At 69.0% G+C, this 25,724-nt stretch carries 27 protein-coding genes; 14 read left to right on the forward strand and 13 right to left on the reverse strand.

Features of this window, described 5'->3' with window-relative positions:
- Window positions 1-56: 56 nt before the first annotated feature.
- On the reverse strand, window positions 57-839 hold the full coding sequence (locus ACWD4J_RS15230) for an SLATT domain-containing protein (RefSeq protein WP_451395832.1): 783 nt from the start codon (window positions 837-839) through the stop codon (window positions 57-59).
- Between the two features lie 312 nt (window positions 840-1,151).
- On the opposite strand from ACWD4J_RS15230, the gene ACWD4J_RS15235 reads away from it, so the two are divergent.
- The 8 genes from ACWD4J_RS15235 to ACWD4J_RS15270 all read left to right on the forward strand — a co-directional run bounded on the left by ACWD4J_RS15235 (window position 1,152) and on the right by ACWD4J_RS15270 (window position 9,842).
- On the forward strand, window positions 1,152-1,496 hold the full coding sequence (locus ACWD4J_RS15235) for a YbaB/EbfC family nucleoid-associated protein (RefSeq protein ID WP_451395833.1): 345 nt from the start codon (window positions 1,152-1,154) through the stop codon (window positions 1,494-1,496).
- A gap of 99 nt (window positions 1,497-1,595) precedes the next feature.
- Complete coding sequence (recR, locus tag ACWD4J_RS15240) at window positions 1,596-2,195, forward strand: recombination mediator RecR (protein WP_351291870.1); 600 nt, start codon at window positions 1,596-1,598, stop codon at window positions 2,193-2,195.
- Complete coding sequence (locus ACWD4J_RS15245) at window positions 2,188-2,853, forward strand: DUF5063 domain-containing protein (RefSeq protein WP_451395834.1); 666 nt, start codon at window positions 2,188-2,190, stop codon at window positions 2,851-2,853. The genes recR and ACWD4J_RS15245 overlap by 8 nt, the downstream gene beginning before the upstream one ends.
- 263 nt (window positions 2,854-3,116) lie before the next feature.
- Window positions 3,117-4,850, forward strand: a complete 1,734-nt coding sequence (locus ACWD4J_RS15250; RefSeq protein ID WP_451395835.1) for a DUF5979 domain-containing protein — start codon at window positions 3,117-3,119, stop codon at window positions 4,848-4,850.
- Window positions 4,851-5,211: 361 nt separating this feature from the next.
- Window positions 5,212-6,483, forward strand: coding sequence for an aspartate kinase (locus ACWD4J_RS15255; protein WP_451395836.1), 1,272 nt, complete (start codon window positions 5,212-5,214; stop codon window positions 6,481-6,483).
- 70 nt (window positions 6,484-6,553) lie between these two features.
- Complete coding sequence (locus ACWD4J_RS15260; RefSeq protein WP_451395837.1) at window positions 6,554-7,612, forward strand: aspartate-semialdehyde dehydrogenase; 1,059 nt, start codon at window positions 6,554-6,556, stop codon at window positions 7,610-7,612.
- Window positions 7,613-8,007: 395 nt separating this feature from the next.
- A complete protein-coding gene (locus ACWD4J_RS15265; protein ID WP_451395838.1) occupies window positions 8,008-8,676 on the forward strand; it encodes a SigE family RNA polymerase sigma factor in 669 nt (222 codons plus the stop codon).
- The gene (locus tag ACWD4J_RS15270; RefSeq protein ID WP_451395839.1) at window positions 8,673-9,842 is read left to right on the forward strand and encodes a hypothetical protein; all 1,170 of its coding nucleotides are present in this window, start codon (window positions 8,673-8,675) and stop codon (window positions 9,840-9,842) included. Before ACWD4J_RS15265 ends, ACWD4J_RS15270 begins: the two co-directional genes overlap by 4 nt.
- 64 nt (window positions 9,843-9,906) lie before the next feature.
- On the opposite strand, the gene ACWD4J_RS15275 is transcribed toward ACWD4J_RS15270, so the two are convergent.
- The 5 genes from ACWD4J_RS15275 to ACWD4J_RS15295 all read right to left on the reverse strand — a co-directional run bounded on the left by ACWD4J_RS15275 (window position 9,907) and on the right by ACWD4J_RS15295 (window position 15,662).
- A complete protein-coding gene (locus tag ACWD4J_RS15275; protein WP_451395840.1) occupies window positions 9,907-10,716 on the reverse strand; it encodes an SURF1 family protein in 810 nt (269 codons plus the stop codon).
- An 80-nt stretch (window positions 10,717-10,796) separates the two neighbouring features.
- Window positions 10,797-12,653, reverse strand: coding sequence for a prolyl oligopeptidase family serine peptidase (locus tag ACWD4J_RS15280; protein WP_451395841.1), 1,857 nt, complete (start codon window positions 12,651-12,653; stop codon window positions 10,797-10,799).
- Between the two features lie 85 nt (window positions 12,654-12,738).
- The gene (locus ACWD4J_RS15285; RefSeq protein ID WP_451395842.1) at window positions 12,739-14,286 is read right to left on the reverse strand and encodes a sulfatase family protein; all 1,548 of its coding nucleotides are present in this window, start codon (window positions 14,284-14,286) and stop codon (window positions 12,739-12,741) included.
- A gap of 154 nt (window positions 14,287-14,440) precedes the next feature.
- Entirely contained in the window at window positions 14,441-14,536 is a 96-nt protein-coding gene (locus ACWD4J_RS15290) for a putative leader peptide (RefSeq protein WP_355937091.1), read from the reverse strand.
- 193 nt (window positions 14,537-14,729) lie between these two features.
- A complete protein-coding gene (locus ACWD4J_RS15295; protein ID WP_451395843.1) occupies window positions 14,730-15,662 on the reverse strand; it encodes a CPBP family intramembrane glutamic endopeptidase in 933 nt (310 codons plus the stop codon).
- A gap of 356 nt (window positions 15,663-16,018) precedes the next feature.
- Here ACWD4J_RS15295 and ACWD4J_RS15300 point away from each other — a divergent pair, with 356 nt between their 5' ends.
- The 4 genes from ACWD4J_RS15300 to ACWD4J_RS15315 all read left to right on the forward strand — a co-directional run bounded on the left by ACWD4J_RS15300 (window position 16,019) and on the right by ACWD4J_RS15315 (window position 19,805).
- On the forward strand, window positions 16,019-16,873 hold the full coding sequence (locus ACWD4J_RS15300; protein ID WP_451395844.1) for a hypothetical protein: 855 nt from the start codon (window positions 16,019-16,021) through the stop codon (window positions 16,871-16,873).
- 178 nt (window positions 16,874-17,051) lie between these two features.
- The gene (locus ACWD4J_RS15305; protein WP_451395845.1) at window positions 17,052-18,713 is read left to right on the forward strand and encodes an alpha/beta hydrolase; all 1,662 of its coding nucleotides are present in this window, start codon (window positions 17,052-17,054) and stop codon (window positions 18,711-18,713) included.
- 97 nt (window positions 18,714-18,810) lie between these two features.
- A complete protein-coding gene (locus tag ACWD4J_RS15310; protein ID WP_451395846.1) occupies window positions 18,811-19,242 on the forward strand; it encodes a hypothetical protein in 432 nt (143 codons plus the stop codon).
- A gap of 29 nt (window positions 19,243-19,271) precedes the next feature.
- Window positions 19,272-19,805: a hypothetical protein gene (locus ACWD4J_RS15315; RefSeq protein WP_451395847.1), complete on the forward strand. Its 534-nt coding sequence runs from the start codon at window positions 19,272-19,274 to the stop codon at window positions 19,803-19,805.
- Window positions 19,806-19,890: 85 nt separating this feature from the next.
- On the opposite strand, the gene ACWD4J_RS15320 is transcribed toward ACWD4J_RS15315, so the two are convergent.
- Together ACWD4J_RS15320 and ACWD4J_RS15325 are read right to left on the reverse strand one after the other, a co-directional pair.
- Window positions 19,891-20,073 (reverse strand): DUF397 domain-containing protein, encoded by a 183-nt coding sequence (locus ACWD4J_RS15320; protein WP_451395848.1) that lies wholly within the window; start codon window positions 20,071-20,073, stop codon window positions 19,891-19,893.
- The gene (locus tag ACWD4J_RS15325) at window positions 19,985-20,899 is read right to left on the reverse strand and encodes a helix-turn-helix domain-containing protein (RefSeq protein ID WP_451395983.1); all 915 of its coding nucleotides are present in this window, start codon (window positions 20,897-20,899) and stop codon (window positions 19,985-19,987) included. Before ACWD4J_RS15325 ends, ACWD4J_RS15320 begins: the two co-directional genes overlap by 89 nt.
- A 178-nt stretch (window positions 20,900-21,077) precedes the next feature.
- Here ACWD4J_RS15325 and ACWD4J_RS15330 point away from each other — a divergent pair, with 178 nt between their 5' ends.
- A complete protein-coding gene (locus ACWD4J_RS15330) occupies window positions 21,078-21,560 on the forward strand; it encodes an ATP-binding protein (RefSeq protein WP_451395984.1) in 483 nt (160 codons plus the stop codon).
- Window positions 21,561-21,719: 159 nt separating this feature from the next.
- Here the strand turns inward: ACWD4J_RS15330 and ACWD4J_RS15335 are convergent, their stop codons facing one another.
- A complete protein-coding gene (locus ACWD4J_RS15335) occupies window positions 21,720-21,971 on the reverse strand; it encodes a DUF397 domain-containing protein (protein WP_451395849.1) in 252 nt (83 codons plus the stop codon).
- A 125-nt stretch (window positions 21,972-22,096) separates the two neighbouring features.
- Window positions 22,097-22,969: a DMT family transporter gene (locus tag ACWD4J_RS15340; protein ID WP_451395850.1), complete on the reverse strand. Its 873-nt coding sequence runs from the start codon at window positions 22,967-22,969 to the stop codon at window positions 22,097-22,099.
- A 799-nt stretch (window positions 22,970-23,768) separates the two neighbouring features.
- Here ACWD4J_RS15340 and ACWD4J_RS15345 point away from each other — a divergent pair.
- Entirely contained in the window at window positions 23,769-23,843 is a 75-nt protein-coding gene (locus ACWD4J_RS15345; RefSeq protein ID WP_099504217.1) for a 50S ribosomal protein bL37, read from the forward strand.
- 443 nt (window positions 23,844-24,286) lie between these two features.
- Here the strand turns inward: ACWD4J_RS15345 and ACWD4J_RS15350 are convergent, their stop codons facing one another.
- The 3 genes from ACWD4J_RS15350 to ACWD4J_RS15360 form a co-directional block, all read right to left on the reverse strand.
- A complete protein-coding gene (locus tag ACWD4J_RS15350) occupies window positions 24,287-24,559 on the reverse strand; it encodes a hypothetical protein (RefSeq protein WP_451395851.1) in 273 nt (90 codons plus the stop codon).
- Window positions 24,560-24,641: 82 nt separating this feature from the next.
- Window positions 24,642-24,902 (reverse strand): hypothetical protein, encoded by a 261-nt coding sequence (locus tag ACWD4J_RS15355; RefSeq protein ID WP_451395852.1) that lies wholly within the window; start codon window positions 24,900-24,902, stop codon window positions 24,642-24,644.
- Window positions 24,903-24,915: 13 nt separating this feature from the next.
- Window positions 24,916-25,419 carry a DUF5994 family protein gene (locus ACWD4J_RS15360; RefSeq protein WP_451395853.1) on the reverse strand — a complete coding sequence of 168 codons (504 nt, stop codon included), beginning with the start codon at window positions 25,417-25,419 and terminating at the stop codon, window positions 24,916-24,918.
- Between the last annotated feature and the right edge of the window lie 305 nt (window positions 25,420-25,724).

Raw genomic sequence — 25,724 nt, forward strand, 5'->3', positions numbered from 1 at the left:
TGCCGGCCCGGGACGGCCCAGGCGTCCGGCCCAGGGGTTCCCCGGAGGGGAACCCCTCACCGCGGCTCCGGCGGCCGCTGCCGCGGCATGTTCGGCCGGGCCCCCGGCCCGACCGGCGCCCCGAGAAGCCGCCCCGGCGGCGGCCCCTCGGGCACCCGCGCCCCACCATCCCCACCAGCACCAAAACCCTGCAGCCCGAGCGGCGCTCCCCCCGACCGGAACTGCAGCATCCAGTCCGCGGTCTCGGCCCGCACCAGCTCCGTCAGATCCTCCGAGAACCGCCGCAGCACCCCGAGGCACCGCTCGGCCGCCTCCCCGGCCGTCCCCTCGGTGGGTCCCAGCACCTCCCGTACGCACTCCGACGCCCAGTCGAACTGCAGAACCTGCAGCCGCCGCAGCACGGCCTGCGCCGTGGCCACGTCCCGCATCCACCCGGAGGTCAGCCCGAAATACCGGTCGCCCAGGGCGCACGCCAGCGCGAGCAGCAGGGCCAGACACCCCCAGGGCGCCACCCCGCCGACCACCCGCGTCAGATCGAGCACCGGCAGCGCGGCCCCGGCAACGGCGCCCAGCGCCGTCCCGGCCCGCAGCGCCCGCGCACCGCGCCGCTTCCAGGCCCGGTCCGCCAGATACCACTCGGCCGTGCTCAGCGCGCCCCGCTCCACCCAGCGGTACAGCTCGTCGAGCCGCTCGGCCGGCTCACCCCAGTCGCCGAGCGGTAACGACCGCCCCGCCAGGTCGTTCCCCCGGGAACCTCCACCCTCCCCGCGTCCGGAACCTCCACGCTCGCCCCGCCCCACCTGGGGCGGCCCCTCGGACTGCATCTCCGGCTGGCTCACCCGGCACTCCCTACCTGCTGCTTCTGCTGGCTTCTGCTGCAGTACGTGATGAACGTGCGATGAATGTGCGGCGCCTGGTGCTGAAGCGCGGCACCTTCCTACCGCCCAATGGGTGGGCATGAGGTGTGTTTCGAGGTCTTTCCGCCCGGAAGGGGGGCTTGATCAGATATAGGGGCCTGTGCCGCGTCACTCGAACGAGTGCTGGAGCGCACGCCACCCTGACCACGTAGGCTCGTGCCAGGTGCAGAACCGCAGTGACCCGGCAAGAACCCAGGCGTACTTTCCAGTCCCAGCCAGTCCCAGGAGCTGATCGTGATCCCCGGTGGTGGCCAGCCCAACATGCAGCAGCTGCTGCAGCAGGCCCAGAAGATGCAGCAGGACCTCGCCCAGGCCCAGGAGGAGCTCGCGGCGACGGAGGTCGACGGCCAGGCAGGCGGCGGCCTCGTGAAGGCGACGGTGACCGGCTCCGGCGAGCTGCGCGCCCTCGAGATCGACCCGAAGGCCGTGGACCCGGAGGACACCGAGACCCTCGCCGACCTGATCGTCGCGGCGGTCCAGGCGGCGAACGAGAACGCACAGGCGCTGCAGCAGCAGAAGCTGGGCCCGCTGGCCCAGGGCCTCGGCGGCGGCAGCGGTATCCCGGGCCTTCCCTTCTAGGACAACGCGCGGCCAACTACCGTACGTACCAAGGAAGCGAAGTCCGGTACGTATGGACGGTACGTAGAAGACAGTACGAAGAACGAGGAAGGCAGTCCGTTGTACGAAGGCGTGGTTCAGGACCTCATCGACGAGCTGGGCAGGCTGCCCGGCGTCGGTCCCAAGAGCGCGCAGCGGATCGCCTTCCACATCCTGCAGGCGGAGCCCACGGACGTGCGCCGGCTGGCCCAGGCGCTCCTCGAGGTGAAGGCCAAGGTCCGCTTCTGCGCGGTCTGCGGCAACGTCGCCCAGGAGGAGCACTGCGGCATCTGCCGCGACCAGCGCCGCGACCCCGCCGTGATCTGCGTGGTCGAGGAGCCCAAGGACGTCGTGGCGATCGAGCGGACCCGGGAGTTCCGCGGCCGCTACCACGTCCTGGGCGGCGCGATCAGCCCGATCGAGGGCGTGGGCCCCGACGACCTGCGGATCCGGGAGTTGCTGGCCCGTCTCGCCGACGGCACGGTCACCGAGCTGATCCTGGCCACGGACCCGAATCTGGAGGGCGAGGCGACGGCCACGTACCTCGCGCGCATGATCAAGCCCATGGGCCTCAAGGTCACCCGTCTGGCCAGCGGACTCCCGGTGGGAGGCGATCTGGAATACGCGGACGAGGTCACTCTGGGCCGCGCTTTCGAGGGGAGACGACTCCTAGATGTCTGACGCCACGCTGAACACGGTCAAGAACGATCCGGGCGACTTCGCCGTCCAGATCTCCGACCAGGTCGGCAGCTTCCTCGTCGCCGTCGACGAGGTCGCGAAGGGCGACGAGCCGGACTCGGCCGTGCCCTTCCTGCTGCTGGAGGTGTCCCAGCTCCTCCTGGCGGGCGGCAGGCTGGGCGCGCACGAGGACTTCGTCCCGGAGGAGCGCTACGAGCCGGACCTCGGCCCGGAGCAGGACGTGGACGATCTGCGCGAGCGCCTCGCCGTCCTCCTCGACCCGGTCGACATCTACTCCGAGGTCTTCGACCCGTACGAGCCGCGGAAGGCACCGGTCGCCTGCCGGATCTCGGACGACCTGGCGGACGTCGTGGCGGACCTGCGCCACGGCATGGCCCACTACCGCGAGGGGCGCACCGTCGAGGCCCTGTGGTGGTGGCAGTTCTCCTACTTCTCCAACTGGGGCGCCACCGCCTCGGCCGCCCTGCGCGCCCTGCAGTCCCTGGTGGCCCACGTCCGGCTGAACCAGCCGCTGGAGGACCTGGACGGTCTCGACACCGACCAGGGCGTCGGCGACGACACGCTGGCGGAGGAGGCCGGCAGGGTCATGGCCAGGGAGATCGCCGGGCCGCTGGGCATGCGCGCGCGAACGGTCAAGTAGGCGCCGCGGTCCCGTCCGAGCGCCTCGCGGTCGTACGTCTGCCCGAATCATCAACCGTAGGCGTGGCTGATGATCATGTACGCCATGTCGTCGTCAACCTGACCTGACGTCCTGTCACGATTTGCCCGAAAGTCACCAAATCTTGGTATGGGGCCGTGAGCTTTTCATGTGCCCCATACATCACAGCAGGGGACGTTTTGGGCAAGCATCACAACCGCGTGCTCCGGCCATGCCGGACGCTGGCGCAGACGGCCACCAGAACGATGATCGTCGCCCTGGTGGGCGTGCTCCTGGCCCTGGCCGACCCCATGGCGGCGTTCGCGGTGTACAGGCCGACCCCCGTGTACACCGACCCGGCGGGCCTGTTCACCGAGGCCACGATCACCGGTACCGGCGTCGGCGCCACCGTCAACGGCTCCACCGCACCGTCCGGTTTCAACCCGCTCGACGGCTATCCCGCCACCATCCCCGACGGTTCAACCGTGCACGCCGCCGCGTACGCCGGGACGATCGTGGTCCAGGACCGGAACACCGGACGAACCGCCCTCACGTACTGCATCGACCTGTTCACCGACACCGAGACCGGGGTGAACTACGAACTCGGCGAGTGGAACGAGGCGAACGTCACGAACCTCGGCTACGTCGAGTACATCCTGCAGCACTACTACCCGACCACCGGCGAACCGTCCGGTGCCACCCTCACCCAGCGGGCGGCCGCGGTGCAGGCGGCCATCTGGTTCTTCACCGACAAGTACGTCCTGGCGACCACCGGCACCAGCGCCACGATCCGTACGTACACCGCGGCCATCGTCGCGGACGCCCTGGCCAACGGGCCGAGCGCGGAGCCGGCGGAACCGGAGCTGTCCGTCACGCCCGAGCAGATGCCGGCGCCGGCGACCGGCGAGATCGTCGGCCCGTTCACGGTCACGGCCGACGGCCCGTCGACGATCCGGATCACCGGCGTCGAGGTGTTCACCGACTCCGCGGGACGCAACCAGCTCCAGGACGGCGACACCGTGCAGCCCGGCACGCGCCTATGGGCCCGCAGCGTCTCGGACGACGACCCGCAGGGCTTCGTCCTCGAACGCCTCGCCAACGTCGTGGAGGGCAACGTCCTGCTCTACGACGGGACGAACGCGGGCCTGGACGAGGCCCAGACGCTCGTACTGGCGCAGGAGACCGAAATGGTGGTGCGGGCCGGCGCGGTGCTCCAGCCGTTCCCCGCAGGCGCGGTGGCGTTCAGGTTCCGCATCGACGGAGAAGCGGCGGGACTCCAGGCCGAGAAGGTGGTCGAGTTGGACTGCCGGGATCCGGAGTCCGGCCTCGACGAGCACCGCACGGTGACACTCGCGGCCGGCACGTCCGCCGGTGACCACTCACGGTCGCTCACCGGCATCCCGGCCGGAAGCGTGTGCACGATCACCGAGAGCTCGGACGGCGACAACGGCCTCGTCACCGCCACGGCGGACATCGAACCCTCCACCGTCACGATCAGCTCCGATGAGACCCAGCAGGTGTCCGTCACCAACACCTATGTGCGGGCGACCGGTTCGGTGAAGGTCGCCGTCACCATCGACGGCCCGGCAGCCGGGCGGCAGGGAACCAAGGTCCTCGACCTCGCCTGCGACGACCCGGACGGCGCGTTCGACCGGCAGTTCGTCGTCGACGCGCGGGCGGAGGCAGGCACCTACGACCAGCCGGTGGTGACGGGTATCCCGACGGGCACACACTGCACGGTGACCGAGCGGGACACGGGCGAGAACAACGAGGTGGCACTCGCCACCCCCGCACACATCGAACCGGCCACCGTCACGGTCACGGAAGGCGTGACCAGCACCATCTCCGTCACCAACACATACGTGCGGCGGGGCTCCCTCGCGCAGACCGGGTCGCCCGCACTGATGGCCCCCATGACCGTGACGAGCCTCGCGCTGGTACTGGCCGGCTGCACGCTCACCACGACCGCGACTGGAGTACGGCGCAGACGCACGCGCTAGCGGCGTGCGTCGCTCTCCGTGTCGTGAACGGACGTGGCTGTGGCCTGGAGGCGCGCCGTACAGCGCGCCTCCAGCCCACAGCCACGTCCGCCGAGCCGGCCAAGGCGGAGGCCGCGGGCGAGTGTGTGACCCGTCCCACTTTCCGAGTGCGCGGTCCCGGATGGGGCATGTGCCAGTCCGAGCAGCCGGAGCGCGGTCCCTGGAATCGAATGTCGATCCGTGTCGTGGGCGGGACATCTCACGATGCGATATCACAGGGGCGGAATTCGGCCGCTCGTTAGACTGAGTCGACCGCAGTCATGCGGGTCGACCGCATATACGCGATATATGCGGGACGAAACGGATTGAGCGAGGAGCGCACGTGGGCCTTGTCGTGCAGAAGTACGGAGGCTCCTCCGTAGCCGATGCCGAAGGCATCAAGCGCGTCGCCAAGCGGATCGTGGAAGCGAAGAAGAACGGCAACCAGGTGGTTGTGGTCGTTTCCGCGATGGGCGACACGACGGACGAGCTGATCGAACTCGCCGAGCAGGTATCTCCGATGCCTGCCGGGCGTGAATTCGACATGCTGCTGACCGCCGGAGAGCGGATCTCCATGGCCCTGCTGGCGATGGCGATCAAAAACCTGGGCCACGAGGCCCAGTCGTTCACCGGCAGCCAGGCAGGCGTCATCACCGACTCGGTCCACAACAAAGCGCGCATCATCGATGTCACGCCGGGCCGTATCAGGACGGCACTCGACGAGGGCAACATCGCCATCGTCGCCGGCTTCCAGGGCGTGTCCCAGGACAGCAAGGACATCACCACCCTGGGCCGCGGCGGCTCGGACACGACCGCCGTCGCCCTGGCCGCCGCCCTCGACGCCGAGGTCTGCGAGATCTACACCGACGTGGACGGCGTCTTCACCGCCGACCCGCGCGTGGTGAAGAAGGCTCGCAAGATCGACTGGATCTCGTTCGAGGACATGCTGGAGCTCGCCGCCTCCGGGTCGAAGGTGCTGCTGCACCGCTGCGTCGAGTACGCACGTCGTTACAACATCCCGATCCACGTCCGCTCGTCCTTCTCGGGACTGCAGGGCACCTGGGTCAGCAACGAACCGCAAGGGGACCAGAAGGTGGAGCAGGCCATCATTTCCGGTGTCGCTCATGACACCTCCGAGGCCAAGGTCACGGTCGTCGGCGTCCCGGACAAGCCGGGTGAGGCCGCCTCGATCTTCCGCGCGATCGCCGACGCGGAGATCAACATCGACATGGTCGTGCAGAACGTGTCGGCCGCGGCCACGGGCCTGACGGACATCTCCTTCACGCTGCCGAAGGCCGAGGGCCGCAAGGCCATCGACGCGCTGGAGCGGGCCAGGTCGATCATCGGCTTCGAGTCCCTGCGCTACGACGACCAGATCGGCAAGATCTCGCTGGTCGGCGCCGGGATGAAGACCAACCCGGGCGTCACGGCCGCGTTCTTCGAGGCGCTCAGCGCCGCGCAGGTCAACATCGAGCTGATCTCGACCTCCGAGATCCGCATCTCGGTCGTGACCCGCGCCGACGACGTCCCGGAGGCCGTGCGCGCCGTGCACACCGCGTTCGGGCTGGACTCCGACAGCGACGAGGCCGTTGTCTACGGCGGTACCGGGCGCTGACCTCCGCCCTCGGCTACACGGCCGCACAGAGGCGTACGACGATGACCGCCCGCAAGGGAGGGGTGCGGCTATGACCGGACGACCGACGCTCGCTGTCGTGGGAGCGACCGGGGCCGTCGGCACGGTCATGCTCCAGATCCTGTCCCAGCACGCGGACATCTGGGGCGAGATCCGACTCGTCGCCTCGCCGCGCTCGGCCGGCCGCAAGCTGGCCGTGCGCGGCGAGGAGGTCGAGGTCGTGGCCCTCGGCGAGGAGGCCTTCGAGGGCGTCGACATCGCCATGTTCGACGTACCTGACGAGGTCTCCGCGCAGTGGGCGCCCGTCGCCGCCGCCAAGGGCGCGGTCGTCGTGGACAACTCGGCCGCCTTCCGGATGGACCCGCAGGTGCCGCTCGTGGTGCCCGAGGTCAATCCGCACGCGGCGCGCGTGCGCCCGCGCGGCATCATCGCCAACCCCAACTGCACGACCCTTTCGATGATCGTGGCAGTGGGCGCGCTGCACGCCGAGTTCGGGCTGCGCGAGCTGGTCGTCTCCTCGTACCAGGCGGTGAGCGGCGCCGGGCGTGCGGGCATCGACACCCTGCGGGAGCAGCTGAAGCTCGTCGCCGGTACGGAGCTCGGGACGTCACCCGGCGACGTACGCCGGGCTGTCGGGGACGCCACCGGGCCGTTCCCCGAGCCGGTCGCGCTGAACGTCGTGCCCTGGGCCGGTTCGCTCCGGGACGACGGGTGGTCGTCGGAGGAGATGAAGGTGCGGGACGAGTCCCGCAAGATCCTCGGGCTGCCGGAGCTGAAGGTCGCCGTGACCTGCGTGCGCGTCCCCGTCGTCACCACGCACTCCCTGACCGTCCACGCCCGCTTCGAGGGCGAGGTCACCGTCGACAAGGCGCGCGAGATCATCGCGACGGCGCCCGGCGTCGTCCTGTTCGACGACCCGGCCGCCGGTGAGTTCCCCACACCCGCCGACGTGGTGGGGACCGACCCGACCTGGGTCGGCCGGGTGCGGCGCGCTCTCGACGATCCGACGGCGCTCGAACTCTTCGTGTGCGGCGACAATCTGCGCAAGGGCGCGGCGCTGAACACGGCGCAGATCGCCGAGCTGGTGGCTGCCGAGTTCATGGCGGCGTGAGGACGGGTAGCCCGCGGGCAGCCCTGTGTGCGGGTGCGGGCCCATCGGCCGACTGTCCGATATCCGGAATCTCCCTGGCCAAGGCCGGGATCGTTTGTCAGAATCGTTGAAGGTTTAAAGGGCTGTGAAAAAAGTCCAGACCGCTTGAACCGACCCCGGTCGGGATTCGAAGATTTCGCTCCCCGCCCCGTGCAACCGCGCACGGGGCGGGGAGCGTCTTTAGCGGTCGCCTGTCAGGGGCGCCTGGTGCTGCGGCGAACGCGGCGTAGAAAAAAGGGCATAGGGGAAGAGCTGGTACGCATGAGGGCAATTGACACACCGCCACAAGCGGTGCCCCCGGCACATCTGATGCCTGACGCGTACAACCCTGGCGGGGGGAGCCGTGTCCAACAAGCGTGGCAGAGGTACTCGACTTCACAGCGGTACGGGCGAGGGGCGCAGCCCTTCGGCCGCCCCGCCGACCCCGCATGCCCGGCCCGGCCGACGGCATGCCGGTGATCGCCCCCATGCCCCAGGCGCGGCCCGCCCGCATTCCGTCCCAGCGCGAGGGCGCTGACGAGATCACGGCCGCGGGCACGACAGTCGACCATCTCACCGAGACCTATCGCGCCCACTACCGGTCGCTCCTCGGACTGGCGGCGCTGCTCCTCGACGACACGGCCTCCTGCGAGGACGTCGTCCAGGAGGCGTTCATCCGCGTGCACTCCGCGCGCAAACGCGTCCGTGACCCGGAGAAGACCCTCGCGTATCTGCGGCAGACCGTGGTCAACCTCTCGCGGTCCGCGCTGCGCCGGCGCATCCTCGGGCTGAAGCTGCTCTCCAAGCCGATGCCCGACATGGCGAGCGCCGAGGAGGGTGCGTACGACCAGCTGGAGCGCGACGCGCTGATCACGGCCATGCGCGGCCTGCAGCGGCGCCAGCGCGAGGTCCTGGTGCTGCGCTACTTCGCGGACATGACCGAGGCGCAGGTCGCCGAGACCCTGGGCATATCGCTCGGTTCGGTGAAGGCGTACGGCTCCCGCGGCATCGCGGCCCTGCGCATCGCCATGGAGGCGCCCGCATGAGCGAGCAGTGGTGGCGGCCGGGCGGCGACGAGTCCGGGCGGGAGCGACCCGAACAGGCCGAGTGGTACGAGTACGAGCAACACGCTGGGAACGGAACTGTGAATCACGGCCCCGAAAGCTCCTACGACGGGCCGGACACCCCCCGCGACGGGTCTGACATGTCCTACGAGGGCGAGCTGGGCTCCGACGAGCTGGCCCTGCGCAGGATGCTGCAGCAGGCGGTCCAGGACATCGAGCCGACCGACGGTGCCCTCGACCATCTGCGGCATGCCGTGCCCGCGCGCCGTGCGCGCAAGCGCCAGGCCGTCGTCGGCATGGCCGCCGCGGCCCTCTTCGTCGGCACTGCCATCCCGGCACTCATCCATGTCTCGAACTCGGCAGGCTCCCCGGACACGACCTCCGTCGCCAGTAGCCGGGACTCGCAGGGCCAAGGGGACGGCGCGAGCCCGGACGGCAGTAAGAAGAGCGACGACAGCGGCTCGGGCGCGTCGAAGTCCCAGGGCAAGGGCAGCAAGGGCAAGAACGACCAGGACAAGGGCACGACGGGCAGCGCCACCGGCAGCTCGGACCCCGCAAGCACGGCGGCCGCGAGTTCGCCCGCCTGCGGCGCGAACGAACTGGGCAGCCCCACACAGAGCGTCGGATCAACGGAAGCCGACGGCAAGGTCTACGGCAGCTTCACGATCACGAACATCTCCAGCGCCGCCTGCACGATCGAAGGCGCCGGCACCGTGAGCTTCACGGCGCAGGGTGCGGCGGACAGTACGAAGATCAGCATCGTGGACCACACCGCCGGAGACGGCTCCGGGCTTCCCGATCCGTCCCTGGAGGCAAGCCCGCTCGTCCTCGCGCCGGGCAAGTCCTACCAGGTGCGGTTCGCCTGGGCGCCGTCGGCGACCTGTCCCACCACGACGAGTACCGGTGGCAGCGGGGAACCCTCGCCCGACCCGAGCCCGTCGCAGGACAGCACCACCACCGGCGGCACCGGCGGCACGTCCGAGCAGAGCGGTACGACGACGCAGCTCGTCGCCGAGGACGGCGGCACAGCGGACGGCAGCGTGCTCCTCACCCTGACCGCGGAGCCCGGCAGCCCGGTGGTGTCGGCGACCATCCCGAACGCGTGCGCAGGGACGATCTACAAAACAGGAGTGCTCGCGGCCGAGTAGCCGAGCAACCGAGTAGCCGAACAGAGGACCTCGGTGGGGGTGGGGGAGGAGCCCCCGCCCCCTTTCAGGCAGTGGGAACCCGGTCCGCCCCGGTGTGGTCCTCCTGCTCCTCGCCCTCCGGGTTCAGCCCGAGCGCGGCGTCCCTGGCGAACTCCGCCTCCCGGCGCAGCAGCCGGAACCACATGAAGACGACGAACCCCGCGAAGACGAACCACTCCCCGGTGTAGCCGAGGTTCTGGAACGCCTTCAGGTCGAGCCCGCTGCCCTGCGGCTCCGTCGCGGGCACCGCCTTCATGCCCGCGTCGGCCTTGTCGAGGGTGATCCACGCGTCGTACACGTCGTACGGCACGAGGTTCACCAGCGACGCGGCGCTGATCATGCCGAGCTGTCCGGCGGGCAGCCCGCCCGTCGCCGTCACCCCGTCGGAGTCCGCGTTCTCCGAGGCCTGCAGCGCGCCGGTCACGGTGACCTCGCCGGCGGGCGGGGCCGGAGCCTTCGCGGCGGACGCGTCGCCGGGCAGCCATCCCCGTACGACCGGCAGGGCCTTGCCGCTGTCCGTGCGCAGCATCGTCACCACGTAGAACCCGCGCTTGCCGTCGAGCTCGCGGTCCGGGACGAGGAGCTGCTTGTCGTACCGGCCGGTCGCCGTGGCGCGGTCGCCCGACGTCTCCTGGTCGACGGGCAGGAGCGAGTCGAGCGGCCGGGCCGGGGCCTGCTTGTCCTCGGCGGACTGCTCAGCGGCGACCCGGTGGTCCTGCATGCGGTCCTCGAACCGCCCCAGCTGCCACGACCCCATGAAGATGCAGAAGGGGATGGCCAGCAGGACGAAGACGTTGATCCCCCACCACCGAGGGGTCAGCAGAAACCGGTACACACCTCCACGGTACGGGGGCCGCGCGGGCGGCTCGGCCGTGGGGGTGGGTCACCACCGGTGCCGCCCGCGAGGTCATGAGGTCAGCCGCCCAGGTGCCGCTCCGCGAAGTCCAGCTCGAGCCGCACCTGCTTGATCCGCTCGTCCACCACCAGCGACCCGTGGCCCGCGTCGTAGCGGTAGACCTCGTGGACCGCGCCACGCGCCGCGAGCCGCTCCACGTAGTTGTCGATCTGGCGGATCGGGCAGCGCGGGTCGTTGACGCCGGCCGAGATGTAGACCGGCGCCTTCACCGCGTCCACGTACGTCAGCGGGGACGATGCCTCGAAGCGCTCCGGCTGCTCCTCCGGCGTACCGCCCAGCAGCGTGCGGTCCATCGCCTTCAGGGCCTCCATCTCGTCGTGGTACGCCGTGACGTAGTCCGCGACCGGGACCGCCGCCAGCCCTATCGCCCACGCGTCGGGCTGGGTGCCGAGGCCGAGCAGCGTCAGATAGCCGCCCCACGAACCACCCGCGAGCACGAGCTTCGCCGGGTCCGCGAGGCCCGACTCCACCGCCCACTCCCGGACCGCCGCGATGTCCTCGAGCTCGATGAGGCCCACCCGGTGCTTGAGCGCGTCCGTCCACTCCCGTCCGTACCCGGTCGAGCCGCGGTAGTTGACGCGGACCACCGCATAGCCGTGATCCACCCAGGCCGCCGGGCCCGCCGCGAAGGAGTCGCTGTCGTGCCAGGTCGGGCCGCCGTGGATCTCGAACACGGTGGGCAGGGGGCCCGTCGCACCGGCGGGCTTCTGGACGAGGGCGTGGACCCGGCCCCCGGGGCTCTCCACCCACACGTCCTCGACGGGCACCGAACCCGGGGACCTCATCCCGGGCGGGTCGAGGACCGCACCGCCGGACGTCGAGCGGACCACCGGGGGCTCGGCCGCGGACGACCACAGATACTCGACGCTGCCGTCGGGCCGGGCCGTCGCTCCGGACACCGAACCCGGGGGCGTGTCCAGACGGACCAGCGCGCGCGTCGCCGGCTCGAAGCGCCAGAGGTCGCTGCGCGCCTCGAAGCTGTGCGCGACCAGCAGCGCCGACCCGTCCGGATACCACTCCGCCGACACGTCGCCGGGCAGCTCCAGCGCCAGGTCCGTCTCCTCGCCCGAGGCGACGTCCCACACCATCGGCTCCCAGCGCCCGCGCCGCTGATGCCCGACGAGCAGCCGCGTGTCCCCGTCGACCGGAGCGAAGCCGAGCACCTCGAGGCCGAGCTCGACCGTGCCGCCCTTGGTGTCGTCCAGTTCGGCGACCACCGACCCGTCCGGCCGCAGCACCCGGATCGCGGAGTGCATGGCGTCGCCGTGCTCGGTGTGCTCGATCGCGATCAGCGAGCCGTCGTGGGAGAGGTCTCCGACGCCCGCCGACTCGGGGTGCCGGTAGACCTCGACCGGCCCGCCCGCCCCCAGGACGACATGGATTGTCGAGCCCTCCTCGTCGGTCGAACGGCCGACGACCACCGTGCGTCCGTCCCGGCCGATGGCCAGCCCGGCCGGGTACGACGCCTTGAGGCCGGGCACCGCGGGGTCGTCGGCGCCGCCGTGGAACGGCTGCCGCTTCCAGACGCCGAACTCGTCGCCGTCCTTGTCGTCGAACCACCAGATCCACTCGCCGTCCGGTGACAGCACGCCGTCCGTGGTGCCGTTCGGCCGGTCGGTGACCTGGCGCTGCTCACCCGTGGCCCGGTCCCACGCATACAGCTCGTACGTCCCCGAAGCGTTGGACACGAACAGCGACCGGTCCGGCGCGTCCTGCGCCCAGTCCGGCAGGGACACTCTCGGCGCACGGAAGCGCTTCTCCCAGTCGGGCATCGCCGCGCCGACGGCCTCCCCCTCGCCCGCCATGGAGCCCGGCATGGACATGTTGGCCCCGTTGGACCCGCTGCTCTCAGTCATGGCCCCATAGTGCCCGGACCGGCCGACAAACGGCCGAAGAGTCCCCCAGCCTGTGGATAACTCTCCGCGCCACACGCGAACGCGATCAGGCAGCCGAATACGGAAGCAGTCCGCCAGCGGTCTTCTCCCACGCCGCCTTGAGCTCCGCGAGCAGCTCCGGCCGGTCCGGTGCCAGATCGGCCTGCTCACGGGAGTCCTGGGCGAGGTTGTACAGGTGGTCCTTGCCGCTCGCGTCCTGGTAGTACTTCCAGTCGCCGCGCCGCAGCGCCCGGTTGGCCCGTACGCGCCAGAACAGCTCGCGCTCGGGCAGCTCCTCGCCCCGCAGCAGGTAGCCGGCGAGGCTGGTGCCGTCCAGCGGGTACGCGGGGTGGGGCCGCGCGCCGCCCAGCTCGAGGAAGGTGGCGGTCCAGTCGGGGGAGAAGTTGGGCGCGTGGCTGACCTGGTGCGCGTCGATCCTGGCCGGCCAGCGCACGATGGTCGGCACGCGGATGCCGCCCTCCAGCAGCTGGGATTTGTTGCCGCTGAGCGGCCAGTTGTAGGAGAAGCGCTCGCCCCCGTTGTCACTGGCGAACAGCACCAGCGTGTTCTCCTCCTGCCCGGAACGCCGCAGCGCCGCCAGCACTTCGCCGACCGCGGCATCGAGGCTCTCGACCATCTCCGCGTACTTCTCGACGGAACCGCCGTCGTTGTGGAGCAGCGCGCTCAGGACCTGCCCCTGGTTGCTCGCCGCGCGGATCTTCGCGGCGATCTCCGCCGCGGTCTCCGCGTCGTCCTCGGCGAGCCAGGGCCAGTGCGGGGTGGTGAAGTTGAGGTTGAGCAGCCACGGCTTGTCGTGGTCGCGGCTGACGTACTCCACGGCCCGCTCGGTCAGGACCGTCGTGTAGTAGCGCAGGTCCTTGTAGGTCGCGTCGCCCTCGTAGAGGTCGTAGTCGCCGAGCTGCCCGAGCTTGGAGAAGTACTCCAGTACGCCGCCGAAGTTGCCGAAGAACTCGTCCCAACCCGACTTGGTGGGGCTGTAGTCCGGCAGCCAGCCGCAGTGCCACTTGCCGATGAGCGCGGTCGAGTAACCGGCTGCCTTCAACAGGGACGCGAGAGTGGGGTGGTTGGGGTCGAGGCCCTGGGACTTGTCGCCGACGGGTTCGGCGAGTCCGCCCTTCGTACGGCCCGGATAGCGGCCGGTGTACAGGCTGAACCGGGTCGGGGAGCAGGTCGCCGAGCCCGAGTACGCGTCGGTGAAACGCACACCCTCACGGGCGAGGCGGTCCAGATTGGGGGTCTTGATGTGCGGTGCGCCGTACGACGACAGGTCGGCCCAGCCGAGGTCGTCGCCGAGGATGACCAGCAGGTTCGGCCGGCCGCCGTGGCCTGCGCCCGCGCGGGCCCGGAAGGGCTTCTCCGCGGTGGCGCCGGAGGCGGCCGCGCCGGACGCACTGGTGTCCGACGCGGCCGTGCCTGTCTCGGTCGTGCCCGACGCGGCCGCGGCCGGTCCGGCCACAGCGGTCAGGGCGCCACCGCCGACGAGCCCGCCGAACAGCCGCCGGGAGATGCCGTCACGGGCGTCGGCGGGCGAGGTGGCGGACGCGGACTCGGAGGGCTCTGAGGAGGTTTCGGATATACGTGAGCTATGAGACATCGGTGTCCTTGAGAACCTAGGAGGAGCGCGCGAGACCAGGGAAAACCCTCGTGGGTGCGCGCAGACGTGCTGACGCACGGAGGCGCGCGCCGGCACGAACGCGCAGGCACGAAGAAGAGAAGAAGAGTGCGAAGAACGGGAGAGATCTGCGGGATCAGCGACAGATGGCGCTGGACTGCCGGCACAGATCGACATGGCGCCGCTCCACCAGCGCGGAGGACGCGCAAGGGTGATCAGCGGAAGCATTCATGATCGAGACCTTGCCCGTGGGGCACTCGGGGTGTCAAGGGGCCGTCCGCACCGTGAACGATGGGACGCCTGTGTCCGCCGGGTCGAATGCGTACAGACGTCACGGAGGGCCCGATCCTCGCTGCCGAGGATCAGGCCCTTCCCGTTGACCTGCTGTTTCGTTGTCGGGGTGGTTGCTGTCGGGGCGGCGGATCTCAGACCGCGGTGGCCGGGGCCTTCACCAGGCTGGGACGCGGTTCCGGAGCGGTGCGTGCGACGCCGAACCGCGGCGCCAGACGCAGGATCACCCACCCGTACAGCGGCCACACGATCGCGCCGGCCGCCAGCATCGGCCAGGGGGAGCTCGCGGCATTGGAGCTGCCGGTATCGCTGAGCCCACCCACGAAGGCGGCGGAGAGCAGGAAGATCAAGAGGTTGTTGACCACGTGGACGGCTATGCCCGCCTCCAGCCCTCCGGTACGGATCGCCAGCACGCCCAGGACGAAGCTGAACACGATCAGCTCGGCGAAGCCCCATGGTGTGCCGAGCCCGTGGGCCAGGGCGAACAGCACACCTGCCACGATGATGCCCACCCAGGGCGTGCGCATATAGGAGCCGAAGACCTGCGGGATCCAGCCGCGGAAGACGTACTCCTCGGCCGCTGCCTGGAACGGCACGAGCAAGGTGAGCACGACGGCGGCGGTCAGGAAGGCCGGCCAGTCCGCCCAGGCGCCGGACGGCAGGGCGAACATCGAGTTCCAGGGCACCTCCCCGGATGCGGCGGTGAAGACGCCGATCAGATTGAACAGGAGCACCACCGCGACCACGGCCGCCACCATGCAGACCAGCAGCCAGCGCCAGCGCAGCGCCCCGGTCACCGATGACAGGGAGTTCGCCGGCCGTCGTTGCACCAGGCGTGCGGCAAGCAGCACGCTCGGTAGCAGAAGCGCGAGTGCGAGCAGCAGAGCGGCGTTGTCCCAGAGGGGATCGGCGAAGATCATGCCGCCCGTGCCCGGCTCGACCCCGGTCAGCCCGGCAGCCACGCCCATTCCGATTCCTACGTTGATCTGGAGCAGAAACCAGACGACCACGGCGAACAGCGTGGCCACCAGCGGACGCCACCAGCGGTGCAGCTCGGTCCGCGCCAATCGGTGATACGGCGTTCCGGCCGGTGCGGCGATCACGCGTGATTGCGGTGGCGGTTGCGGTGGTGGCACATGGCCGCAGTCACGGGGCGGCGCTTGATTCACCCACGCAGAATTGACAGTGCTCATGGATTACACCTCGGCTCGATCTCGACGGCTTGACTGAGAGCTGCATCCCTTGATGCGGCCCTGAGGTCAGCAGACACGATCGGGAGATGACGGTCATGCCCCCAAAAATCGTGACTTGACGCGAGGGTGTGCTCCGTGGTCGGGCCACATCCGTGGTCGGACGGAATCCGGGGTCTGGCTGAATCCGGGGTCTGGCTACATTTGGTGGCTGTCGAACGAGGAGATCAACCGTGCCAGCCCGCCCCAGCCTCCTGTACGTGACCGACCTCGCCTACCAGGCCCGGGGGCGGCGCTACTGCGACGAGGACATCTCCCTGTCCTCCCGGCTGCGCACGGAATTCGACATCGCCCTGTGCCACCCGCTCGATGCCGCGGCTTTGATGGACGGCTTCGACGCCGTCGTGGTCCGCAACAGCGGGCCCGTCCTGCACTACCAGAAGGAGTACGACGCCTTCCGCGCACAGGCCGCAGCGCGCGGCACCCGGGTCTACAACCAGCTCACCGGCCGGGCGGACATGCAGGGCAAGCAGTACTTGCTGGACCTCACAGAGGCCGGATACCCGGTGATTCCCACCATCGACCGGCCCGAGGACCTGGAACGCCTGGAACACCTGGGACGCCTGTCCGAGACCGCCTCGTACGCGGTCAAGCCGAAGGCCGGCGCGGACTCCATCGGCCTGAGCTTCGTCTCCTGGGAGCAGCTGGAGGGCCTGTCCTGGGGCGACATCCTCGTCCAGCCGCGCGTCGACTTCCGCTACGAGGTCTCCTTCTACTACGTCGACGACAACTACCAGTACGCCCTCCACGCCCCCGACCCCGACCGGCGCTGGGTCCTCGAGCCCTACGAGCCCACGGAAGCCGATCTGGTCTTCGCCCGGCGCTTCATCGACTGGAACACCATCGACCACGGCATCCAGCGCGTGGACGCCTGCCGCACCCGGGAAGGGGAGCTCCTGCTGGTCGAGTTGGAAGACCTCAACCCTTATCTGTCGCTCGACCTCGTCTCCGACCGGACGCGCGACGCCTTCGTCACGAACATGACGGCGTCCCTCCACCGGTTCCTGGGGGCCGGCCGCCGCGGCTGAACTTCGTCGCTGTGGCGTCGATGCCGTGCGGAATCGGTGCGTCCTGCCGCGGAGTTGTCGGATAACCTGGGCGCCTCGAACTCATGGGGTAACAACGGGGGTTGTCGTATGTCTTCTTGGGTCGATTTGTCGTGCCCATGCCCTGAAGGGTGTGTGCGCAGGTCAGGCGGGGGCCGACGTGGCCTCTGACTTCTCCCGGCTGATGAAGCAGGATTTCTCCGACCTGGAAGCCGCGGCCAAGGTCTGGCGGGAGCTGTCGACGACCATGGACTCCCTGACCGACCGTCACCGCCGGCAGGTCACCGGGCCACTGCACCACTCCTGGAAGGGCGACGACGCCGACGCGGCCCTCTTCTATCTGGAGGACGTCGAATCGCGGATCGGTGTGGTCGAGACGGAGGCCATGGCCATCGCCGAGGTCCTGGACACCACACGGTTCTGGATGGAGCAGTCCCAGACGGACCTCCGCAACGCGGTGCAGCGTGCGGAGGAGGACCACTTCAAGGTCGACGACGACGGCTGGGTCAGCGACCCGACGACCACGGACCTGCCACGCCAGGACCCCGACGCACAGGCGATCATCGCGGACCGCAACGCCCTGCTCGGGCAGTACCGCGCACGTATCGACCAGGCCCTGACCGACGCGCACAAGGCCAGCAACGACGGGTCGAAGGCCCTTGCGGAGCTGAACGGCGACATCCTGACCGACCCGCTCAGCCATGACGCGGCAGCGGAATCCGCCCAGGACGTCAAGAACGCGATGAAGGCGGTGGGGGTCCAGCCCCCGCAGATCCCCGAGGACGATCCGAAGGCCGCGGCGGAGTGGTGGAAGGCCCTCAGCCCCGAAGAGCGCCAGACCTACACCACGCTCTACCCGAAGGAGATCGGCGCGACCGACGGTCTGCCGACGGACGTACGCGACGACGCCAACCGCACGGCCCTCGTCCAGGAGCTCAATCTGATCCAGGAGGGCAACTGGGACGAAGGGTTCCCGGGCGACAGTGATGAGACCGTCAACAGGCGTCTGAACAACCTGCAGGTCCTCAATGACCGGCTCGAAGCTGCGGACAGTGCTCCCAAGGGCAAGGAGTTGTACCTCCTCGGCTACGACTCCAAGGACGACGGCCGGGCCATCATCGCCATGGGCAACCCGGACACGGCCGCGCACACCGGGATCCTCGTGCCGGGCACCAATACGAACATGGACGCCGTGCCCGGTCAGCTCGAGCGCATCGGCAGGCTGCAGAACGCCGCGGAGCGCCAGTCCGACGGCGAGAGCGTCGCAATGATCACCTGGCTCGGCTACGACGCCCCCGAGGCTTCCATGACCGACTTCAACAGCGTCGGCGGCACCGGTCGGGCCGAGGATGCCGCTCCGGACCTGCGTCAGTTCGTGGCGGGCACGCATGCCTCACACGACGGATCCCCGAGTCACACCACCGTCCTCGGACACAGCTACGGCTCCACCGTGGTCGGTGCCGCCGCGTCGGGGGGCTCCGGTCTGGGGGCGGACGACGTAGTGGTGGTGGGCAGTCCCGGGATGACTGTGGACAGAGCACAGGATCTGCAGATGGATCCGGAACACGTGTGGATCGGCGGCGCAAAGGACGACGCCGTCATCAACCACGCCTCCGACCTCACCCTCGGCCGCGACCCGATGCTTGGAGCCTTCGGTGGAAACAATTTCGAAGTCGACACCCACGGCCACAGTGGCTATTGGGACAAGGGCAGCGATTCCCTCGCCAACCAGGGAGCAGTCATCGCGGGCAAGCAGCCCGGAGAGGTCCCGAAGGAGGGCGGTGACCAGCCGCCGGAGGCTTACATCGTCCCTGGGCTGTAACTCCTTTCTCCGCACGCTACTGGCTGTTTCCGCAGCCCTGCTCCTGACTGGAGGTTGCATGTCTCAAAGCGATGATTCGAACGCCCCGTTGCCTCGGATGGCGAAGGATGCCGCGTTGCAGTGGGCCAAGGACTACACCGCCTACATGGCCAAACTCACCGACGTCGAACTGCTCCCTGACACGGCCAAAGTGAACTTCGAAGAGTGCGTCGGGGAGAACGACGAGGTTGCTGAGGACGGCCGGTACAGCCTCTTCTATTACGTTTACTCCCCGGCTCCCGTCACGGAGCACACCCGCATCGTGCGCAAGCTACGCAGTGAACTCCCCAAGCAGGGTTACGAGGTGACTTCGTACCGGGAATTCAAGAACGCCTATGCCTCGGCAATCTTCTGGGCCCGCAACAAGAAGAACGACTACAGAGTCGAGGCCGACACAGTCGGCTCCGGCAAGACGAAGCCGCAGCGCCTCTCCTTCTCCGTACGCACTCCCTGCATGCTCCCGCCCGGCGTCAAGCAGCAGCAGTTCTGACCCCCTGAAACGCTTGAGAGGAACCGGACGTGTCCCAGCGCACCGACGTCGACCCGGCCGAACTCCGCGCCTCCGCCGGAGCCTGTGACGACATAGCCCGAACCATGAAGGGTCCCGCCGACAAGGCCGTCAAGGAGGCCGGGACCGCGGGCGGCTCGCTCACCGGCTGGTCGATCGGGCCCGCCCTGACGGAGATCGCCAACAGCTGGAAGCCCGCCCTCGACGGTCTGCGCGCCCGCGTACAGGCCGGCGGGGACAACCTCAGGTCGTCGGCGAACGGCCATGAGTGGAACGACGAGCGGGTCTCCCAGGACTTCGAGAAGACCGGCACGGACACCGCGACGCAGGCCACCCCTGGTGAGATGCCCGCGGCACTGCGCCCCCGCGGGGGCGAGCAGCACCCGATCGGGCACCCAGGCGGGGGCGCCCCGGGCTTCGACCCGGGCGGCCGCCCTTCCGGCGATGGACCACTGGACCCGCGCACCTCGTACGGCACGAACATGCCGACGTACGAAGAGCCCATCAGTACCCGCCCCACGCCCGGCACGAACGACTTCGGCTGACTCACGCGGACGAGGCCACCAATACGGCCCGGCCAGTCGGCCGGGCCAGTTGGTCTTGGTCGCTTGACTTTGGCCCGCGTATGGCTCAGGGGCGGTGCCGACCGGCCTTCAACTCGCCTATGAACGCAGCCCAGGAGCGGGCTTCGAAGCACAGCGCGGGACCGTGCGGGACCTTGCTGTCACGGACGGGCACGACGCCGGGGAACCCGTCCGCCACCTCCACGCAGTCGCCCCCTTCCTGATTGCTGTAGCTGCTCTTGCGCCACACGGCGCCGTTCAGATCGGGACGGGACCTTCGCTCCACGGTGGTTGCCCTCCATCACGGATCGGATCATGTCGAGTGACATGAGCGGGGGCAGGGCTGCTGCCCGTAGCCGATCGTAGGTCAGCGCGAACCGCCTGACCTCGGCTGGATCCTCGACGAGTTGGCCGTAGTGCGCGCCTTCCGTGTAGGCCACTTCGGGGCCATCCGGCAGCACGAGAGTGGTCAGTGAGCCGCCCATCGCGTCGTGCTCGCCTTGATCGAACGGCAGCACCTGCACGGTGATGTGAGGCTCCGCTGCGGCCTCGAGCAGTCGCTCCAACTGCTCACGCATCACCGCATGGCCACCGACCGGACGCCTGAGTACCGCCTCGTCGAGGACGACCCACAGGTCCGGCCGATCGGTTGAGCCGAGTCGCTCCTGGCGTCCCATGCGCGCAGTGAGCCTCTCCTCCAACTGCGCTTCACTGTTGAGCGTGAGACCGACGCTTAGAACGGCCCGTGCGTACTTCTCAGTCTGAAGCAGACCCGGCACCAGATGGGCTGCGTACTGCCCGATGGACACCGCCCGCTCCGAGTACTCCATGAACTTCCGCGACCAGTCCGGAAACGCCTCCCGGTACACGTACGGCCACAACTCCACCAGCAGGTTGTCCGCGCCGAGGGTGGCGTCAAGCGCCCGCGCCAGTTCCAGCGTCGGTTTCGCCCCGGAGGCCCGCTCGATCTGCGTGATCCGGGTGCTCACCACATGCGTCTTCCTGCCGAGTTCCGCCTGGGTCAGTCCGGCCGCTGTACGGAGTCTGCGCACGCGCAAACCGAACAGCGCTGCCATCGACTTACTGGGGTCAATTCCGTTGGCCAAGGCGTCACTTCCGTCCCTTACGAAGCGAAAGGTAAGGCTGGGTCACCTTCCGAGCGTAGGGCTGTCTGACGACTCTTGAGTACGGAACGTGACGACTTGCGTACATCGCGAGACGTCCAAGGACTCGACGGGCAAGGACGGACAGGCCGTGCTGACAGGAACGATCACCTCGGGCGAAGAACCGCGAAGGGCCACCGAACTCCAGGCGCTTACCGCACAGTTCACCTCGACACCCCGAGGTGCGAGGCTCGCCCGACGCCTCGCCGTGCGGCGCATGGAGGAGTGGGGATACCCGCCGGATTCGGACGCGTCGTGCACGGTCGCCCTCGTCGTCGGCGAACTCGCTGCGAACGCCGTACAGCACGGCCGTGTCCCGGGGCGCGATTTCCGGCTCAGGCTCGGCCTTGACGAGGCGGCAGGCCTGGTCCGGACCGAGGTGGCCGACGCCGCCACCACGAAAAGACCGCCTGCCGCCCCGCCCTCGTCGCACCCCGACGGCGAGTCGGGCCGTGGCCTGCTCCTGGTGGACGTCCTGGCCGTGCGCTGGGGCTCGGAACCTCGTCACCCCGTGGGCAAGACAGTCTGGGCCGAGGTGTCGATCGACGGGTCAATGCCCCTGAATGCTCAATGAGTTGTGGTAACCGGGGGAGTTGCGATAATCAGGGTCAAAAGTCCTGAGCGACAACAAGTATTCGCACTGCGTATCGCGATTTGGATCGGCACGTGTGAAGCCAGGCCTGGCTAAGCATTGGTGAAACGCGAAATATACTAATCGAGTTCGCGAGATGTTCTAACCGAACTCGCCCTCGCGCACACCATCTCGGAAAGCTGCCCATTCTGATGCGGTGAACCGCAGAGGCGGCAGGTCCCGATTGTTCGAGTCACGGACGGCAACAGCCCCGCCACCAAGGTCGGCCACCTCGACGCAGTCCACCCTGTAGGGGCTCTTGCTGCTCTTGACCCAGCGTGCATGGGTCAGGTCAAGCGCGTACAGGTCAGCCTTTCTCGCTTTCATGACAAGCTCCATTCGGCGCTCGGTCATATGTTCTCTATCCACCTTCACTCTTTCGGTCCAACCTCGCAACCGACGAAGGAGATTGTGCGGTCAAGGGTGGGTGACAGCGGCGGCCACCCACCCCCTTTGGACCACGTCCTGTCCTGGTGCGATCAGCGCCGTCCGTGGCGCCTCGCGGGGAAGGTGAGGAAGACGAGGCCCATTGCGAGCACGGCCAGCCCGCACCAAGACGCGATGGGCAGACGCTCGCCGAGCACCACGACGCCCAGCATCGCCGCGACAGCGGGCTCGGCCAGGGTCAGCGTCGTGGCCACTTGGGCGGCGGTGTGCCGCAGGCCGTATCCGAAGAGCCGGTAGGCGAGGAAAGTCGTGACCACCGCGAGGTGCAGCACGACCGCCGCGCCGGGGACGGTGACGAGCCAGTGTGTGTCACTGCACAGCAGCACAGGCAGAACGAGCAGCGCCGCGCCCCCGAACATGACGCCCATCACCGCGTTGGAGGGCCGTCCGCGTGCGATGAGCTTGCCCCCGATGAGGGAGTAGGCGGAGTAGGACAGACCGGCGAGCCCGGCCAGGAGGACGCCGATGATGTCCACGGGCGTGGTGCCACCGGCCAGCAGGGGACCCAGCACCAGGACGGTGCAGCCGCTGACTGCCGCCGCTGTGCCATACACCCAGCGGGCGGTCGGCCGGGCCTGGCCGGTGAGCCAGGCCAGCAGGCCGGCGAAAACCGGAGCGCTGCCGAGCGCAATGACGGTGGCCACAGCCACCCCCGTGCGGGCTACGGCCGGGTAGAAACTGACCGGATATCCGGCCACCGCCACCGCGCCCAGGGCAAGCAGCCACCGCTCGTGGCGTGCGCATTTCCTGGGCAGCGAGCGGCTGCCACGCGCGGACAGGAACAGGATCAAGCCGCCGAGCACCAGGCTGGAGGCTCCGATGGCTGCCGCTGGTGCACCGGCAGGAGCAAGGGAACTGGCGGTCCCGGTGGTACCCCACAGCACGGCGGCGCCAAGGATGGGCACCGGCCCGCTGAGGGGACCGGCGGGGTGTGGCTGCGGCTTTGCAGGGGCCTCGCTGGTGGCAGCGTGCGAGGAGGTTTGATTCGGCACAGTCGTGTACTTCCGTCGTCGAATACCGCTTGCGATCTGGATTCGAAACGGGCGCACAAAACAAAACCCTGGCTGCCGTGCAGGTCAGCCGGGTTGGCGGGTCAGGCCGTCAGCGTGTGCGCCCGATCAGGCGCAGAGCGGCGGCAGAACGACGTGCCAGTAAGAGTTCACTCGCCGATGGTACCTACCGCACCACGGCACTCCGGATCGGCCGGTCACGCAGATGTGTGCGCCTGGGGCGCCCGACCCCTCAGATGTGTCGAAAGAGTCCGCTGCGCATCTTCAGCAGCTCGGCGATCGTGACCTCGCCGAGGACGGCAAACTCCGGCTGAGCGATCCGGTGTCCGACTATGTTCCCGGAGTGCCGGGCGGCGAACGCCCATCAGTCCGAGGGGGGGGCGAACAGCCGGTCCCGGAACTGCTGGGCCAGCGGGCGGCCGCCTGCCTTCTCAGCGACGAGGCCCGGCAGAGCGTACGCCGACTAGGTCACGCAGGCTGCAGCGGCACCCCAGGTCCCGTAGGCGATCACACCCGCACTGGTACCGGTCACCCACGGGTGCATCGCTTCCGACGCGCACCGCAGGGCCGTGAGGCGGGACATCTGCGGCTTGCGCGTGTGGGTGCCGCACCACCGATGCGGATCCCACGGGCCGAATCTAGACTGGCGAAGGCGTTAAAAGTCCCGATTAGCCCGATTAGGGAGATATGCACCATGGCCAAGCGAGGCAACAAACGACGTGGCCGTAAGAAGAAGAAGGCCAATCACGGCAAGCGTCCCAACGCCTGAGCCGACCGAGGGCGCCGCCGAGGGGTCTGGCCGACCGGGAAGGTTCGCGGGGCACGTACTGTTCCGCGCATCCTCCCGCCGAAACCGGACGAGACGGTTTCCCGGTCCTCCGGCTCTCCCGTGATCACGGGAGAAGGGCTCGTGGCGCACATGGTGCGTTCGATGGCCCAGTGATGGCGGCCAGGATCCTCAGCCCCCTGGTCCGGCACCCCCAGCCTCCGGCTGGTCTTTGCCCCGGCCGTAGGTGTGGCACAGGCTCCGTTCCAATGTGCCAGTGACGCAACGGCCCCGGCGTATACACACCGGGGCCGCCCTTCCAGGTCGTTGCACGTGAGAGTGCACCGGCCCACTCACCAGGGTATGCCCGGGACGCCATTTCAGTCATATGGGAGGACATGGCCGTCATGTGACCAGCCGGAGCCCTGAGGGCGGCCCGTGGCGTGTCAGTCACTGTCCTTCTCCTCGGTTTCCATGAGCTGGAGCCCCTTGTGCTTCAGTGTGACCATCGCGGGTGTGTTTCCTCGCGCCCAGTCGACCTGGATCAGTCCCTCGGCCGCCAAGTATGTGCAGGCGGCGGCCAGGTCCTCCTCGGGCATGGCGAGGGCCTCGCGCAGCTGCGCCCCGGTGAGGCCGAGGAGGCGATTGCCTTCGACGGCCTCGTACAGGGTCTTCATGATCGCCTCGCGGTAGTGCTCCCGCTCGTGCAGTGTCGCCATGGTCGCCTGCCTCTCGTGCCGGCACTGACGGAAACCCGTACGTCCGGGGCGGTATCCTCCTTCCCCGCTGAGGGCCATCTCCTCAGATTTCGTCTGGCTGTGTGTGATCGTCCCGGGAGGACTGGCTGGTCAACAGCCAGGAGCGCACCGGCTCCGCCATGCGCGTGGTGTCCACGGTGAGGTGGAGGCGTGTTCCGCCGTCGGCGCCTGCGGGGTAGCTGCGCGCTTCGGCGGCGGCGAAACAACGGCGGAGAATCTCCGCGACACGGCGAGCCGCCTCCGGGTCCGCGGCGACTATACGAACTTCCGCGTGCCCGGTCGACGGCAGTTCCGGTGACTTCATGGTGACCCCTTGCTCATTCAGGACGACGTGCATCAGGGGCGACGTGCCCGTGAGTGTGACGGCAGTCGCCCCAGGCCTCGTCGGCCATCAGACCGCTGGCCGTGCGGATACCTCCCGGAACGGTTGCTGCTGCCATCAGCCGGGCGGCGGCGGCCGGCTCCGTCTCCGGAGGGATCACGAGCAGGTCCAGGCGGCCCACCGTGTAGGAGAAGAGGATCACTTTGTTCGCGTCCTGCTCGTCGGCGAACCAGCCGACGTGCACCGTGTGCCCCGTGACGGGGACCTTGCGCGGGATGACGGGCCAGTGGGCCGGGTTCACGGTGACGCGGGTGATCCGACCCCAGCACGTGTCCAGCGCGTCTGTCAGAGTGGGGATCTCCCGGAGGAGATCACGGGAGCGGGGCCACCAGGCACCGTCCAGGAGACCTGGAACCGAGCCGGTCGGGGCCAGGGACAGGCGGGCCGACGCCGAAGGCAGGCGCTCTTTGATGATCGTGGGTTCGATGGTCGCGGTCATGACGCGGACCTGTCCCCGAGCCTCCTCTTGGAGGCCGGTGTTGTTGCTCGCCGGGAACGACACCGACATGGCGGCCGGTGTGCGAAGTACTCCCTGCCCTTTCACTCTACGCCGCTCCGAGGCCCCGGGACGGTGCGTGAGCAGGCATTTCACCGAGAGACAACCAGCCCCCCATGCCGAACAGATCCTCATCGACACCGGCACCCATCAGCACACCCGATCCCCGCGGAGGGCCCTCGGACCGGCGAGAAACGCCTCGAGCCCGAGGAATGACGTCTGGAGGTCCGGGCGCCGGTAGGGCTGTC

This window comes from Streptomyces sp. NPDC002577, from assembly GCF_053594815.1.